We start from the raw sequence: 14,594 nt of genomic DNA, 5'->3' as shown, positions 1-14,594 counted from the left end.
ATTATAAGAATCCATTTGTATCATTGAACCACGACCATTTGGAAGCATTGTGTCAGACGTGCCATAATCAGGAACATTTCGGGACACCAGCAATTGGGGAAGGATTACAATTCGATAAAGACGGAAATATAATAAAAGTATAAATTAATTAAGTACCCCCCCTATAATTTCGGAGGTAAAAGAGTGTCTGGGAAACGGTGCAGGGAGTTTTCTTTTCCTCCACCCAATATTTTCAATATTTAGGGGTACCTAAAAATCAAGATTGGAGAATATGAAAATGAAATATATCAATTTGGAAAAACTTAAAACATACATTGATAAAAATGATATAGAAAACAAACATATAGCTTACGATTTGTTAGAAGAGCTAACATTTATGAAAGAAACACTGGACGAATTAAAACGCACTGTACGTGAGCATGGTGCAATATACGTATTTACACAAGGTGAACAATCATACCTTAAAGAGAACCCAGCTATGAAGTCATACAATACAACTGTAACAAAGTATAACGCCACTTATAAGCAACTATTGTCGTTCCTGCCTCAACGAGTAGAAAAATCAGATGCGTTTATGGACTTTGTGACGAATGGCTAACTACATTAAACAGTATTACCAAAAAATTGAAAGTGGCGATATTGTAGCTTCAAAACGTGTACGTAAACAATATAAGAAGCTCTTAGATGACATGGAGCATCACGACAAATACATTTATGATGAATCTAAAGCAGAACGCCCTATCGCTTTTATAGAGCGTTTCTGCCGTCATTCTAAAGGTGAGCTGGCGGGTAAGCCCCTAAAGTTAGATTTGTTTCAAAAAGCCTATATTTCGGCGCTATTTGGGTTTGTAGATAAGGAAACAGGTTACCGACGTTATACTGAATCTTTTTTCTTTGTAGGTCGTAAGAATGGTAAAACAACAATGTTAAGTGCGATTGCATTATATATGATGATTGCCGACGGAGAAAGTGGCTCAGAAGTTTACTCAGTTGCATCGAAACGTGACCAAGCTAATATCTTATTCGATCAAGCACATGAGATGATTGTACAGAGTCCTGATTTAAACAAGAATATCCGTAAGCGTAAGAGTGATTTATATTTTGCGCATAACTTTAGCAAGATGCAGTCATTAGGAAAAAACTCAAATTCATTAGATGGATTGAATGCACATCTTGTTGTGATTGACGAATTACATTCTATTCAAGACCGCAATTTATATGAAGTAATGAAACAATCTCAGTCAGCACGTACACAACCGTTATTGATTATGATTACAACGGCTGGAACACATAGAGGTACGATATTTGATGACTTATATGAGTATGCTTGTAACGTGGTTGACGGTAAATTTGAAGATGATAACTTTTTACCGATTATGTACGAGTTAGATCATAAAGCTGAATATAAGATACCTGAATGCTGGCAAAAGGCAAATCCTGCTTTAGGTGTATCAAAAAAGGTAGAGGACTTAGAACGCAAAGTTGCACGTGCTAAAAACAATGTAAATGACTTAACGGGTATCTTAACTAAAGATTTTAATATACGTGAAGTTACACATAGCGCATGGCTCACATTTGAGGCGATTAATAATGAAGATACCTTTGATATACGTGACTTCTCAGGTAGTTATGCGATAGGTGGTGCTGATTTAAGTATCACAACCGATTTGAGTTGCGCCACATTGTTATTTGTAGAACCTGAAACAGAAATACGTTATGTGCATCAGATGTATTGGTTGCCTGAGGATAACCTCAGAAAGCGTGTAGACGAAGATAAGATACCTTATGACAAATGGTATGAACAAGGATTACTTCGTTTGTGTAGAGGCAATACAATTGATTACAGCGACATCACAGATTGGTTTTTAGAGATGTTGAATGAATATGACATCACGCCACTATGGATATATTACGATAATTATTCAGCTCGGTACTGGGTTGATGAGATGGAAGCTAACGGCTTTAAAATGGTACGTACACCACAAGGAGCAAAGACATTAAGTCTACCAATGCAAAATATGGGTGCTGATTTAGAGAAGCATAAAATTAATTATAATAACAATCCTATATTGAAGTGGTGCTTAACTAATACGGGTGTAGAAACTGACCGAAACGGTAATATCGTTCCTGTTAAGAATCAATCACCGAAGCGCCGTATTGATGGTACAGCATCGTTATTAGATGCGTATGTAGGGTTGTTTGATAATTATGAGCAGTTTTTAAGAGCGATGTAAGCGAGCGCTCGCTTGAAACTCTAACGTTCGATGTCGAACACTTTAGTTTTCCACATTTATAGAAAACTTACAATTTGAGTTTCTACAACTATTGCAGAAATGCGAGGACGTACACGCTTTTCGAATTCATACACGTACATGAATTTAGGTTTTCTATATTTATAGAATACTCATTTTAAGTTTGCAAAATTTGCAAAGCATTTCAAATGTTTCCACGTGGAAAAAATAGTGCACATGTGCACGTTTTAGGAGGTTAACAATGGCATATCATTTTAATAATAGAATAGAAATACTTGAAAGGATAAGTAGTGGACCAATGCCCAACAGCTACAAAGAAAAGGTAATTGCTGAACCATGGGCAGATATAAAAACAATACGTGGAAACGAGTATTTGGGTTCTGGACTTACAGCATCAGAAATCCCTGTAAGATTCATTATTAGATATAGAGAGGGGATAACCTCAAAACAACGTATCAAGTGGAAAGATTTAGATTTCAATATTGAATCTGTACAAAATGATAATGGATTAAATAGAACACTAACAATTTATGGAAAAGCGTACAAATAAGACGCTGAGAAACGCATTCAGACGTAATGAGATTTAGTTTTTCGGGTAATTGTAAGCTACAGCAGTTTAAAATAAAAAGAAAAGAGGGGTTTTTGTATGATAGATTTGAATCATAGAGACTTTGTGAAAAGAAAGATTGAATATGTAGATTTTAGCATTAAGAATTTATATGAAAAAATAATTGATTCAGAAGTTAAAAGCTTTGGTAAAAGTGAAATCATCACATTAAATGAAGTGTATTCAACGCTAGAAAGTATCGAATTATTTTGCTTCACTCATAAGAATTTTGAGCGTTTTATTGAAGAATACGTTGTAGAAGCTAAGAAACTGTATAATATTATGAGCGGAATGATTCGTGATGATGATAGAAATACTTCATGGATTTACGGTGAATATGAAGCGTATATAAAGTCGTTTGAAATGGTAATGAACACACTTATATTGCCTGATAAAAACTGGGATTAAGTGGTCATAATTTGGTCATAATGGAATAAAAAAATCACTCAAAACCGGTGTTGTAAAATGTAAGAACGTTGATTTAATGCGGTTTATAAAGTGTATTTAGTAATAATTATAGGTGTACAAAATGCCAGGGATGATGTAAAACAGCGTTAAACGTTGATTTTACAGCGTTCTCCAATTTGTAATGACATAATAATTTAGATAGAAACACCCACAACTTTCTAAAAATAGGAGGTTGTGGGTGTTTTCCGTTATACAAATAAGAAAGTGTCACATATGTGTCATCATGATAATGTTTATTGACTTTCCACCTTTAAATGATATGATTAAAACATATAATAATAATCGGAATTAAGAAAGGGGAACGCTTATGAAGAAAAATATCTTATTGCTTTTGACGCTCGTCGTATCAGTTGTATTGGTCGCATGTGGGAACGGGGAAAAAGACAAAAAAGAAATTACAGTGGCAACATCACCAGGGCCATATAGTGAACTATTCTTAAAAGGGATTAAGCCAGAATTAGAAGATAAAGGCTATACTGTGAAGGATAAAAGTTTCTCTGAATTACTACAAGCAGATGTGGCATTACAAGAAGGCAGTGTTGATGTGAATGTTGATCAGCATAAGGCTTATATGGATACGTTTAATAAAGAAAGAGATGCAAAACTTACAAATATCACTAAAATTCCAACCGTACCTGCACAAATTTTTTCAAATAGAAATGATGATCTTGATAGTGTGAAGCCAGGAGATACCATTGCAATCCCACAAGATCCATCTAACGCAGCGAGAGCTTTTAGATTATTAGAAAAAGCAGGATGGATTCAATTAGACGCAGATAAAAATGATATTAAAATTACTGAAAAAGACATTGCTGAAAACCCAAAAAACTTAAAGATTAAGACAATGGATTCAGCAAATATTCCTAGAATTTTAGATGAAGTCGATTATGCAGTGATTCCAGGTTCTATAGTCTATGCTTCTAAAGTAGACCCGGCGAAAGGCTTATTAAAAGAAGACTTAGTCGACGATTTATATCTGCAAGTTGTTGTGAATAATAAGAATAAAGATGAGCAATGGGTGAAAGATATTAAAGAAGCCTATCAATCAAAAGGATTTAAAAAAGTATTAGCTGAAGAAAATAAAGATGATTATTGGAAAGTACCTTAATCAAATCAAAGACCCACAATACACCAGTTTTGATGTGTTGCGGGTCGATTTTTTTATACACGATATTGATCGTAATCACCTGAAAAAAGACGATTGATAAATGATACTGTATCAGCAGAGACGTCATGATGTACGTGAATTTCTTTTAATGTATCCTTTGTATGATCAAAGAATCTTACAGGCGCATATTGTCCACGTTGGATCATATTTGTATACCGATTTAAAAAGATGGTTAACAATGTGATTTTTCGAGTATGTGAAATATCAGGGTGTTGCATAATAAAGTCATATACGGCAATAAAAATTTTAACAGCATCTCTTGGTGGTGTTTTAGTATGACGCGTTAATGCGACGTCATCCTGTTGTTCTGTAAAGTAATAGTTGCGCTCGTTGCCAAGAATCGTAATGCCGTTTACGACACTGTACACTTGCATGGAGAACCAATTGTCTTCACGCACTTTAATACCAACAGGAAACCGAATATTGTTTGATTCAATGATGTCTCTTTTTATAAACTTACCAATAATATTTAAAGAATTGTGTAGCTTCGTATTTTCAAATTGTAAATGACCGACTGTCTGTTGATATGAAAAAGCAGACCGACTGATAGGTCTTGTACTGTTTTTACCTCTGAAATATGGCAAACAGACCATATCATCGTGATAAGTCATAATAGCTGTAAAAGCATCTGATAATGTATGTTCTGTAATGTAGTCATCAGAATCAATAAATAAAATCCACTCGCCTGTAGCTACATCTAATCCTCGATTTCTTGACACAGATGCACCACCAGAATTGGATGGACTTTCAAGTATGATTAAGTTTGGTATATGATCTCTAAATGAATGTACAACTTCAACAGAATGGTCTGTCGAAGCATCATCACAAATAATCACTTCTACTTGGTTTAAGTCGAATGTTTGATGTTGAATCTTTTGTAGTAAACGTTGAATGACGGTTTCACGATTGAACAGTGGAATAATAATAGATAATTTTTTAGTCATAAGGCACCTACTTCATGAATTATCAAATTGAATGATATTGTGCTGTTCAAGTCGTACTTTTCTCTTTCTGCAAACCGAACACACGTTAAAACTTATTTGATCATAGCATAGAGATCTTAAAATAAAAAGCGTTGTTAGCGATTGAAACTTTTTAGCAATAGGATAATTTTGATTATCAATATATTGTGGTTGCATAATTACTATAGTTCTAACTTATTCTTTCCACTGACCATCTTCTAATGCAAGTAAATATTTTTTACGATGAAGGCCACTATTAAAACCACCGAGACGTCCATCCTTTCTCAACACACGATGGCATGGCACGATAATAGATAGGGGATTCATCCCAATCGCAGTGGCAACTGCACGGACGCTTTTTGGCTTACCAATCGCCTCAGCAATGTTGCCATATGTAACTTGATCACCATATGACAATGCTTTTAATGCACGCCAAACGTCTTGCTGGAAAGGTGTGCCAATCACATATGCCACAGGTGTTTTGAATTCCTGACAAGCCCCATGAAAATAGGCTTCTAATTCAAGGGCAATCTGGTTGATGATCGGATGTGTAGAAATTTGAATTAAAGTCCCTTGTTTTTTTAACTTCTCCCAGGCTGTCTGATAGTCGTTAGAATCAGTAAATGATAAGCTCAATAATGCTTTATCATTCACAACGGCTGTCATGCGACCTAAAGGTGTTTGGATATGTTGATAATACAAATACATGTTGAAACGTCTCCTCTGTTCTCGTTGTATGTATGCGAAAAAGAGACAGTCGCATGTTGCTCACAAACGCTGTCTCTTCTTGTATATTTAGTTCTGTAAGTCTTGAATTCCTTTGGCAATACTTTCGAATACATGTGGGATGTCTTCTTTTTCAATACAGCTGAAAGCAATACGGATATCTGTGTCATTCAATGCGACAATACCAATTGAGTAGTGTTCAATTAAATGTTTGCGCAATGTTTCAGCATTCACATCTTTTACACGTAATGCCATGAAGTAACCAGAGTTAAAGTCGTACGGTTGCCATAACTCTTGGAAGTCTTCACGATAGACCCATTCTTTTGTCACTTGATAACGTGCTTCTAACGTATCAACGTTTGCTTGAATATCTTTATTAAACTGTTCTGGATTTTCAAGTACATAACGTACTGCAGAATGAGAAGGTGTTGACCCATTTGAGTTATTACTGCGGATAAGACCTTTCATTTTTGCTTCCACAATATCTTTAGACGCTTGATTAGATAAGCCAAATGTGACAAACCCAACACGGAAGCCCCAAGCGAAAAATTCTTTTGTTGCGCCATCAAGACGAATTGGTAATACATGCGGGTTATTTAAGTTTGTAAGCGCTGTGAAAATAGATTGTGTATAGACGTCTTCATAAAATAGTCCATAGTAAGCATCGTCTACAACAGTCACTACATTAACACCACGTTTTCCGAGTGTATCGACAGCTTCTACAATCGTGTGAACTTCGTCAACAGTTGGGGTATAACCAGTTGGGTTGTTAGGATAGTTCAAGACAAGAATGACTTTATCTTGTTCGATTGATGCTAATGTATCAACAAGTCCTTGTGTTGTGTAATGACCGTTTTCATCAAAGATTGGATATTTTTGAATGTCTGCTTGATGACGGACACCATATACAAGATTGTAGTTGCCCCAAGTATGCTCAGGAAGTAATACTGTGTCACCTGCATTGACGAACATATTGCCAACGAGTGATAAACCATGTGTCAGTGCATTTGTAACGATTGGACGTGTGATTTGTTCTTCTTGAAGGTCAGGGTTGTCTGCTAACACTTTTTTCAACCATAAGTCACGTAAAGCTTCTAAACCTTGTGGCGGTGCGTATGCGAATACTTCTTCAGGTGAAAGGTGATTGAACATATCGTATAGAGTATCTGCATACATCATACCGTCACGGTTCGTTGCCATACCAATTGTCGCATTGTAATCAGTCGCTTTTGCTTCTGCAGATTGTGTTAAAATACCTTTTGGATAGTACATATTTTTGCCTAAATCTGACATCATATCGAGTAAGTGCGGATTGTTTTCGTTAAGTTGTTCGTTTAGAGTGAGCGCTAAAGGATTCATAAATACAACCTCATTTCTAAATTTGAAAATATATGTCTATCATACCGTGAATTCTTTGAAAGTTAAAGAAAGCTTATGAAAAAAATGAAAATAGCATGTTGGATACTTTCAAATAAGTGTTGTTATGTTAAAGTATCATTAAATAAGAAATGAATGAGGTGTGTCGGGTGAAACATCTAACAAAAATATTTGTTATCTTGGCGTCTATCATCTTTATTGTTGGGATGTTTTTTCAAATACAAGGTGAAGAGTCAGCAGCCATTAAACTGTTTATGGCGACCATTTTATTTATGGTATGTGCCTTTATTAGTCGTAATAATGATCGAAAACAGAATAGATAAGCGTATATCACGTGTGGTTTGTATAGAGATGATCGATACAAATCGCACGTTTTTTTATATTGGGTTTACATATATTTATATAGTGTGTATACTCAATATATACAGTTGGTGTAAGAGAGGGAGGTATACATGAAAATATTACTGCAGAATAATAGTGCATCGCCCATATATGAACAAATCAAACAACAGATTAAAGAACAGATATTACGTGGTATACTACCAGCAGGTGCCAATCTCCCATCTATGAGAGAACTTGCGAAAGATTTAAGTGTCAGTGTCATTACAACGAAACGTGCCTATGAAGATTTGGAAAAAGAAGGCTACTTAACTTCCATTCGTGGAAAGGGCACATTTGTTAGAGAACAAGACACGTCTATTTTGAAAGAGAAACAATTTATCGTCATCGAAGAACTTACACAGTCACTCGTAAAAGAAGCAAAAACAATCGGGATGTCTTTGTCAGAACTTCAAGACATCGTCAAGATGCTATATGAGGAGGAATTATGATGAATGAAAAAGCGATTGAACTCAATCATGTACGTTATGAGACGAAACATTTCTCATTAGAAGATATTCATTTTGAAGTGCCAAAAGGGTATGTGACAGGTTTTATCGGTGCGAACGGTTCAGGGAAAACGACAACGATTCGAATGATTATGGATTTATTACAGCCGACATCAGGCGATATAAAATTGTTCGGCCAACCGATGGAAACAGATCCGGTAGGTATTAAAGATAAAATCGGCTTTGTTTATTCAGAGTTGTACTTAAATGATAAATGGAAGGTTAAAAAGGCAGAGAAGTTAATTGCGCCATTTTATAGTCAATGGGATCATGAATTGTTTATGGATTATTTGAAACGCTTTGAACTGCCATATGATAAAAAAATCCGTGAGCTATCAACAGGTATGAAGATGAAGTTATCACTTGCAATTGCACTGAGTCATCATGCGGAATTGTATATATTTGACGAACCGACAGCAGGATTGGATCCCGTTGTCCGCAATGAAATTTTAGACATTATTCAAGAAGAATTGTTAGATGAACAAAAATCCGTCTTCTTCTCGACACATATCATTTCTGATTTAGAGCGTATTGCAGATTATATCGTTCACTTACAAGACGGTCATATTATTGTGAATGCCTCTAAGGAAGAACTATTAGAAACACATCATCTTGTACGAGGTGATAGTACAGATTTGGATGATGAATTGCGTCAGTTACTCATTCATTGTGTTGAAAAAGATGGAATATATAGTGGCATGACAAAAGACGCCCAAACATTCCATGAATTGTTCGGTCAACGTGTCACAATTTCACCTATGACTGTGGAAGAAATCATGGTGCATTATGAACAACACAAAAAGGGTGTGATGAATCATGATAACGCTCATTAAACGCAACTTTTTATTAGGTGATTCTTCAAAAGCTTTTTATATTGTATCTTATCTCTTTATGATTGTCATACTGACATACTACTATATGATAGATCAGTCGTTATTTTTATCGCTCATTATCATGTTACTCGGTGCTTTATCAGGCTTTCCAGTCTATACCATTGACTATTTAAATCATAATCAGTCGTATGTGACATTTCGCAGTTTACCGGTAAGTGATCGCTTATTATTAAAAAGTTTTAATCTGTATACTTTAGTCATTTGTAGTGTACAAGTCAGTACTGTCGTTCTGATATATTTGATTGCGCCATTTCCAAATGTATTTGAAGTGATGGCAGGTTTCTTGAGCTTAACGTTATTAATCGCAACCTTTTGTGTACGTACGATACTTGATGAATTTTACAATAAGTGGATAAGTTACGTGATATTCGTATTGTTAATGTTTAGTATTTTATTCGCATTGATAGGTCCATTAACAAATGGTGTCGATTTATTTTGGTTTAACATCATGCCGTGGATATTACTTATTCTGTCAGTGATGTGTTTCAGTATAAAAACCATTTTGCGATATCGTCGATTAGGTCGAAATAAAATTAGATTATAAACATTATGAAAGAAAGGAGAAAGATATGCTGCACTTAATCAAGCGTAATCTATATTTGCATAAAAATACTTTGATATTATATTTGATTTTATTACTCGTTTATCCAATATATCAGCGTTATCAACCAGATTATGAGATGTGGTTTATACCTGTGACATTTATTATGTTCTTCATTTTTATGGCCGACTCAGCGCATGCATTTCGTGTGCATAAACGATTTGGAAGTGATGGTGCTTATTTGTTTCAACATAGCTTACCCGTCTCAAAGAAACAGCTATTGAATGCGCATTACATCACAATCGTGGGACTTACAGTTCTAACGGTATTATTAATACTTCTGTATGATGTCAATCAGTTTTATATTGAAGCGAATCAGGTCAAAGTCTCGTTTATATACGGATTTATCGCAACAAACCTTCTTGCGTTTCTAATCTCCTTTCCAACATCAGGGGAACAATCGCGTAAACAACGCCCTCCGATGTTCATTTATATTCTTTCAATATTGGGATTTATACCAGCATTGATGGCTTTAAGTTTTGTCACGATAGGATTATTTGTCTTTGATAATCCGGACTATTTTTCAATGGATATCGGTATTTACTATTTGATTTTTAGTATTTTAACAGCAATTTTCACATATATTTTTCAAATGAAACGTATACACAGCACTTAGGAGGTACATCAATGGAATTAAAACAAATATCGAAACAGTACAATAAACATGTTGTCATTGATCATATTGATTTTGCATTTAATGACAGTCGTATTGTTGGACTGATTGGAAAAAATGGTGTCGGTAAAACCACACTAATGAAAATAATGAATGGCAATATTGTGAATTATTCAGGAGAAGTAAAAGTTTCAAATGAAGATGCGATTGGATACTTAATCGAACATCCGAAGTTATATAGTAATAAAACTGGCCTTTATAATTTGAAATTATTTGCGCAAGTCCTTGGAAAGGGCTATGACAAAGCATATACAGATAATATTGTTAGAGCTTTCGGTATGGAATCGTATATTCATAAAAAAGTTAAGAAATATTCAATGGGAATGAAACAAAAGCTGGCGATTGCGGTTTCCCTTATGAATCAGCCTAAGTTTTTAATTTTAGATGAACCGACGAATGGCATGGATCCAGATGGTTCTATTGATGTACTTAAAACAATTGAGAAACTCGCAAAAGAATTAGACATGAAAATTTTGATTTCGAGTCACAAATTAGAAGATATTGAATTGATTTGTGATCGCGCAATCTTTCTGAGAGATGGCAAGTTTGTTCAGGATATGATGTTGACAGGTGAACAAGAGACAAGCCAAACGATGATTCAAGTTACTCATGATGATTTTGAAGCAGCCCGTCAATATTTAACAGAACATTTCAATGTGATTCAAGTACAAAAAGATGAAGGTGTTATCATTATCAGTCAACAACAGAATTATCAATGGTTATTGAAGGGCTTATCATCACAACATATTTATCCGACATATATTCAAACGCGTAAAGCAACATTAAGAGATACTTACTTTGACATTAATAAACGAGGTGACAACGCATGAACAGCTTACAATTAGTGAAGTTTGATATGTTGAGTGTTTTAAAAAGTCCTTTAACTTATATCGCTATTTTATTAGGGGTTTTACCAATTGTGGTTGTAGTCAGTGTTGTTGTGGCAACGGGTGATGAAGTAGATCCTAATATGATTTTATCGATGGAAAAATGGTTCTTCTCTCTCATTGGTATGATGTTTATCGTTAAAACATTAAGTCGAGATATTTCAGAAGGAACGATTCAACTTTATTTAAATAGCTTGCATCATCGTATTCAGTATTTAGTGGCAAAATCAATTTCAATCATTGTGCTGAGTGTCTTAATGACAGTATTGGTACTAGGTATTACGTATATGATGTATGGGACGACACAAGGTCCAAGTATCGATATGAAATTAGTTGGACAATTGCCAATGTTTTATTTGATGCTCTTTTTTATCTATGGCTTATTATTATTTATGTTTAATTTGATCATCCAAAAACCTGCATTTGTCTATACGTTAGGGATATTCTTACTACTCTTTTTAACGATTGTGTCACCGTTTATTCCATTGATTCCACAAATAGGTCCGAAATTGATGGAAGCATTAAACTATATTCCGATTGGTTACTTAACGCAAAAAACGTTAGAGGACGAAATGTCATTTACGAATGTGCAATGGATTATTAACATTGCTTCATGCATTATCTTATTTGCAGGGAATGCATGGTTAATTGCTAAAAAAGATATCTAACTTTATATGATAACAAGACAGCTTGTCTGTGAGAGAAATCTTGCAGTAAAGCTGTTTTTTGATGTTTGAATGACCGACTGCTCAAAAGTTGGTGAAAAATTTTATTAAAAACGAATAAGTAAGCGTTTACAAAAATGGTTTTTTGGATTAGAATACTTGTATACAAGTTGAGGTGATACAAATGGAATTTCCAAAACAATGGCAGCAACAGATGTCAAAAGGGGAATGGATTGCAGCATGTTTACGCTTGAATATGATGAATGGTGAATATGACGAGCAAGAAGTCATTACTGAAAATCAAATTGCCAAACAATTCAATGTCAGTCGATCACCTGTGAGAGATGCCTTTAAGATTTTGAGTCAAGATCGCTTGATTCAGCTTGAACGTATGGGTGCAGAAGTATTACCGTTTGAAGACACAAAACAACAAGAAATGACGGATATCCGTTTAATGATAGAATCCTTTGCCTTTACAAAGGTCATTCAAAGAGATGATTTATCGACCATTGTCCATGCGATGTATCAGGCACTGGAAATGATGAAGGTGAGCGTGAAGTTTCGAGATCCCGTGAGCTTTACAGAACATGATATCCAGTTCCATGAATTGATGGTGAATGCATGTGAACACAGTTACCTGACACATTTGTGGATGCAGATGAAGCCATTGATGACCTGTCAGGTATATATCAGTATGTCGCGACGTATGGGTGAGAATGTAGAAGACTTTAATCGTGTCATTACGAACCATCAAAAGTTTGTTGAAGCGGTGGAACAGCGAGATCGTCGATTAATGTATGAAGCGTTCCGACTTAACTTTAGTGATTTAAATAATGATATTGGCGCATTTTGGTCTGATCAAATGTAAGGAGAGAGAAGATATGACAACGTATATGATCGGAATAGATATCGGTACAACAAGTACGAAGTCTGTATTGTATAACGAACAAGGTGTAGAAGTTGGTAAGTCACAACAAGAATATAAAATGTTTACGCCAACTGTGGATATATCAGAAGAAGACCCAGACGTATTATTTGATGCGGTTGTAAATACATTACAAGGTGTCATTCAAGATAATGATGTCAAACCAGATGACATCTCATTCGTATCATTCAGTGCACAGATGCATAGCTTGATTTTAGTAGATGATGCTGGCAAGCCTTTAACGAATAGTATTACATGGGCAGATAACCGAGCACGCTACGCAGTGGAAGATTTGAAACAGAACCATGACGGTCAAAAAATATATGAACGCACAGGTACACCGATGCATGCGATGTCGCCATTAAGTAAAATGTGGTGGCTCAAAAATGATGAACCTGCGTTGTATGAACAAGCGGCACGTTTTGTCGATATTAAGTCATATGTGATTTACCGATTGACAGGTGAATGGGTGATGGATGAATCGATTGCCTCAGCGACAGGTCTTTACAACTTGCGTGAACGTGATTGGGATCAAGAAGTGCTCCAATTACTTGAACTGTCAGCTGAACAGTTACCGAAATTGGTATCAACACAATATATATGTCAGAACATGGACGAACAGTATGCGCAGCAAATTGGAATGCATACAACAACACCAATTGTCATTGGTGCCAGTGATGGCGTGTTATCAAACTTAGGTGTCAACAGTTACCGTCCGGGTGAAGTGGCTGTCACAATTGGGACATCTGGGGCAATACGTACAGTTGTTGATCGTCCACTCACAGATAGCAAAGGTCGTATTTTCTGTTATGTATTGGATGACGAACATTATGTGATTGGTGGTCCTGTGAACAATGGTGGTGTTGTATTACGTTGGCTGCGTGATGAGTTATTAGCGAGTGAGGTAGAGACAGCGAAACGCTTAGGCATGGACAGCTACGATGTGATGACGCGCATTGCAGAGCGTGTGGAACCAGGTGCGCAAGGTTTGATGTTCCATCCATATTTAGCAGGGGAACGTGCACCACTTTGGACATCAGATGCAAGAGGATCATTTATTGGGCTGACATTAGCACATAAAAAAGAACATATGATTCGTGCCGTACTTGAAGGTGTATTGTTTAATCTGTACACAGTTTATCTTGCGTTAGTTGAAGTGATGGATGAAATGCCATCGAAAATTCATGCGACAGGTGGCTTTTCTAAAAGTGCGTTATGGCGTCAAATGATGGCAGATATTTTTGATTGTGAATTGGAAGTGCCGGAAAGCTATGAAAGCTCTTGTCTTGGTGCGTGCGCCATCGGAAGTCGTGCGATTGGTAAGCGAGATAACTATGACATGATTGCAGAATGGGTAGGTAAGACTCATGCACATGAAGCCAATCAAGAAGTTGTCAACACGTATCAAGAGCTGGCATCCATCTTTATACAAGTAAGTCGCAGTCTGATGTCTTCATATGAAGCAATTGCAAAATTTCAAAGTAAACATCATTAAATGAAGGA

General features: G+C 35.7%; 17 protein-coding genes. 14 read left to right on the top strand and 3 right to left on the bottom strand.

All coding sequences use genetic code 11. The features are described 5' to 3' along the window. Nucleotides 1-277 precede the first annotated feature (277 nt). From MUA88_RS07950 to MUA88_RS07930, 5 genes are all read left to right on the top strand, one after another. Complete coding sequence (locus MUA88_RS07950) at nucleotides 278-598, top strand: hypothetical protein (RefSeq protein WP_262604585.1); 321 nt, start codon at nucleotides 278-280, stop codon at nucleotides 596-598. After that, nucleotides 591-2,234, top strand: coding sequence for a terminase large subunit (locus MUA88_RS07945; RefSeq protein WP_262605357.1), 1,644 nt, complete (start codon nucleotides 591-593; stop codon nucleotides 2,232-2,234). Before MUA88_RS07950 ends, MUA88_RS07945 begins: the two co-directional genes overlap by 8 nt. Nucleotides 2,235-2,493: 259 nt before the next feature. Further along, nucleotides 2,494-2,802 (top strand): phage head closure protein, encoded by a 309-nt coding sequence (locus MUA88_RS07940; protein ID WP_262605356.1) that lies wholly within the window; start codon nucleotides 2,494-2,496, stop codon nucleotides 2,800-2,802. Nucleotides 2,803-2,898: 96 nt separating this feature from the next. Beyond that, a complete protein-coding gene (locus MUA88_RS07935) occupies nucleotides 2,899-3,267 on the top strand; it encodes a hypothetical protein (RefSeq protein ID WP_262605355.1) in 369 nt (122 codons plus the stop codon). 367 nt (nucleotides 3,268-3,634) lie between these two features. After that, nucleotides 3,635-4,435: a MetQ/NlpA family ABC transporter substrate-binding protein gene (locus tag MUA88_RS07930; RefSeq protein WP_262603668.1), complete on the top strand. Its 801-nt coding sequence runs from the start codon at nucleotides 3,635-3,637 to the stop codon at nucleotides 4,433-4,435. Between the two features lie 53 nt (nucleotides 4,436-4,488). Here the strand turns inward: MUA88_RS07930 and MUA88_RS07925 are convergent, their stop codons facing one another. The 3 genes from MUA88_RS07925 to MUA88_RS07915 form a co-directional block, all read right to left on the bottom strand. Further along, a complete protein-coding gene (locus MUA88_RS07925) occupies nucleotides 4,489-5,439 on the bottom strand; it encodes a glycosyltransferase family 2 protein (RefSeq protein ID WP_262603667.1) in 951 nt (316 codons plus the stop codon). Nucleotides 5,440-5,652: 213 nt separating this feature from the next. Next, nucleotides 5,653-6,165: a methylated-DNA--[protein]-cysteine S-methyltransferase gene (locus MUA88_RS07920; protein WP_262605354.1), complete on the bottom strand. Its 513-nt coding sequence runs from the start codon at nucleotides 6,163-6,165 to the stop codon at nucleotides 5,653-5,655. Nucleotides 6,166-6,252: 87 nt separating this feature from the next. Next, complete coding sequence (locus tag MUA88_RS07915; protein WP_262603665.1) at nucleotides 6,253-7,542, bottom strand: aminotransferase class I/II-fold pyridoxal phosphate-dependent enzyme; 1,290 nt, start codon at nucleotides 7,540-7,542, stop codon at nucleotides 6,253-6,255. Nucleotides 7,543-7,709: 167 nt separating this feature from the next. Between MUA88_RS07915 and MUA88_RS07910 the strand changes: the two genes are divergently transcribed. From MUA88_RS07910 to gntK, 9 genes are all read left to right on the top strand, one after another. Then, nucleotides 7,710-7,883 carry an SE1626 family protein gene (locus tag MUA88_RS07910; RefSeq protein WP_262603664.1) on the top strand — a complete coding sequence of 58 codons (174 nt, stop codon included), beginning with the start codon at nucleotides 7,710-7,712 and terminating at the stop codon, nucleotides 7,881-7,883. 129 nt (nucleotides 7,884-8,012) lie between these two features. Beyond that, a complete protein-coding gene (pmtR, locus tag MUA88_RS07905; protein ID WP_262603663.1) occupies nucleotides 8,013-8,390 on the top strand; it encodes a PSM export ABC transporter transcriptional regulator PmtR in 378 nt (125 codons plus the stop codon). Beyond that, nucleotides 8,387-9,280 carry a phenol-soluble modulin export ABC transporter ATP-binding protein PmtA gene (gene pmtA, locus MUA88_RS07900; RefSeq protein WP_481906544.1) on the top strand — a complete coding sequence of 298 codons (894 nt, stop codon included), beginning with the start codon at nucleotides 8,387-8,389 and terminating at the stop codon, nucleotides 9,278-9,280. The genes pmtR and pmtA overlap by 4 nt, the downstream gene beginning before the upstream one ends. Then, nucleotides 9,264-9,884: a hypothetical protein gene (locus MUA88_RS07895; protein WP_262603662.1), complete on the top strand. Its 621-nt coding sequence runs from the start codon at nucleotides 9,264-9,266 to the stop codon at nucleotides 9,882-9,884. The genes pmtA and MUA88_RS07895 overlap by 17 nt, the downstream gene beginning before the upstream one ends. 25 nt (nucleotides 9,885-9,909) lie before the next feature. Next, nucleotides 9,910-10,557: a phenol-soluble modulin export ABC transporter permease subunit PmtB gene (pmtB, locus tag MUA88_RS07890; RefSeq protein WP_262603661.1), complete on the top strand. Its 648-nt coding sequence runs from the start codon at nucleotides 9,910-9,912 to the stop codon at nucleotides 10,555-10,557. 11 nt (nucleotides 10,558-10,568) lie between these two features. Then, nucleotides 10,569-11,444: a phenol-soluble modulin export ABC transporter ATP-binding protein PmtC gene (pmtC, locus tag MUA88_RS07885; RefSeq protein ID WP_262605353.1), complete on the top strand. Its 876-nt coding sequence runs from the start codon at nucleotides 10,569-10,571 to the stop codon at nucleotides 11,442-11,444. Then, a complete protein-coding gene (pmtD, locus tag MUA88_RS07880; protein ID WP_262603660.1) occupies nucleotides 11,441-12,169 on the top strand; it encodes a phenol-soluble modulin export ABC transporter permease subunit PmtD in 729 nt (242 codons plus the stop codon). The genes pmtC and pmtD overlap by 4 nt, the downstream gene beginning before the upstream one ends. A 181-nt stretch (nucleotides 12,170-12,350) precedes the next feature. Next, the gene (locus MUA88_RS07875; RefSeq protein ID WP_262603659.1) at nucleotides 12,351-13,034 is read left to right on the top strand and encodes a GntR family transcriptional regulator; all 684 of its coding nucleotides are present in this window, start codon (nucleotides 12,351-12,353) and stop codon (nucleotides 13,032-13,034) included. 13 nt (nucleotides 13,035-13,047) lie between these two features. Next, nucleotides 13,048-14,586, top strand: a complete 1,539-nt coding sequence (gntK, locus tag MUA88_RS07870) for a gluconokinase (RefSeq protein ID WP_262605352.1) — start codon at nucleotides 13,048-13,050, stop codon at nucleotides 14,584-14,586. Nucleotides 14,587-14,594 lie beyond the last annotated feature (8 nt).

Origin of the sequence: Staphylococcus sp. IVB6240 (assembly GCF_025558425.1) — a bacterium.
Classification (GTDB): Bacteria; Bacillota; Bacilli; order Staphylococcales; family Staphylococcaceae; genus Staphylococcus.
The sequence above is the reverse complement of the archived record's forward strand: the minus strand, read 5'-3'. Positions and strand labels throughout refer to the sequence as shown.

Bases quoted from the DNA above. Each gene is read 5' to 3' on its own strand.
- MUA88_RS07950 (WP_262604585.1), top strand. From the start codon at position 278: ATGAAATATATCAATTTGGAAAAACTTAAAACATACATTGATAAAAAT.
- MUA88_RS07945 (WP_262605357.1), top strand. From the start codon at position 591: ATGGCTAACTACATTAAACAGTATTACCAAAAAATTGAAAGTGGCGAT.
- MUA88_RS07940 (WP_262605356.1), top strand. From the start codon at position 2,494: ATGGCATATCATTTTAATAATAGAATAGAAATACTTGAAAGGATAAGT.
- MUA88_RS07935 (WP_262605355.1), top strand. From the start codon at position 2,899: ATGATAGATTTGAATCATAGAGACTTTGTGAAAAGAAAGATTGAATAT.
- MUA88_RS07930 (WP_262603668.1), top strand. From the start codon at position 3,635: ATGAAGAAAAATATCTTATTGCTTTTGACGCTCGTCGTATCAGTTGTA.
- MUA88_RS07925 (WP_262603667.1), bottom strand. From the start codon at position 5,439: ATGACTAAAAAATTATCTATTATTATTCCACTGTTCAATCGTGAAACC.
- MUA88_RS07920 (WP_262605354.1), bottom strand. From the start codon at position 6,165: ATGTATTTGTATTATCAACATATCCAAACACCTTTAGGTCGCATGACA.
- MUA88_RS07915 (WP_262603665.1), bottom strand. From the start codon at position 7,542: ATGAATCCTTTAGCGCTCACTCTAAACGAACAACTTAACGAAAACAAT.
- pmtR (WP_262603663.1), top strand. From the start codon at position 8,013: ATGAAAATATTACTGCAGAATAATAGTGCATCGCCCATATATGAACAA.
- pmtA (WP_481906544.1), top strand. From the start codon at position 8,387: ATGATGAATGAAAAAGCGATTGAACTCAATCATGTACGTTATGAGACG.
- MUA88_RS07895 (WP_262603662.1), top strand. From the start codon at position 9,264: ATGATAACGCTCATTAAACGCAACTTTTTATTAGGTGATTCTTCAAAA.
- pmtB (WP_262603661.1), top strand. From the start codon at position 9,910: ATGCTGCACTTAATCAAGCGTAATCTATATTTGCATAAAAATACTTTG.
- pmtC (WP_262605353.1), top strand. From the start codon at position 10,569: ATGGAATTAAAACAAATATCGAAACAGTACAATAAACATGTTGTCATT.
- pmtD (WP_262603660.1), top strand. From the start codon at position 11,441: ATGAACAGCTTACAATTAGTGAAGTTTGATATGTTGAGTGTTTTAAAA.
- MUA88_RS07875 (WP_262603659.1), top strand. From the start codon at position 12,351: ATGGAATTTCCAAAACAATGGCAGCAACAGATGTCAAAAGGGGAATGG.
- gntK (WP_262605352.1), top strand. From the start codon at position 13,048: ATGACAACGTATATGATCGGAATAGATATCGGTACAACAAGTACGAAG.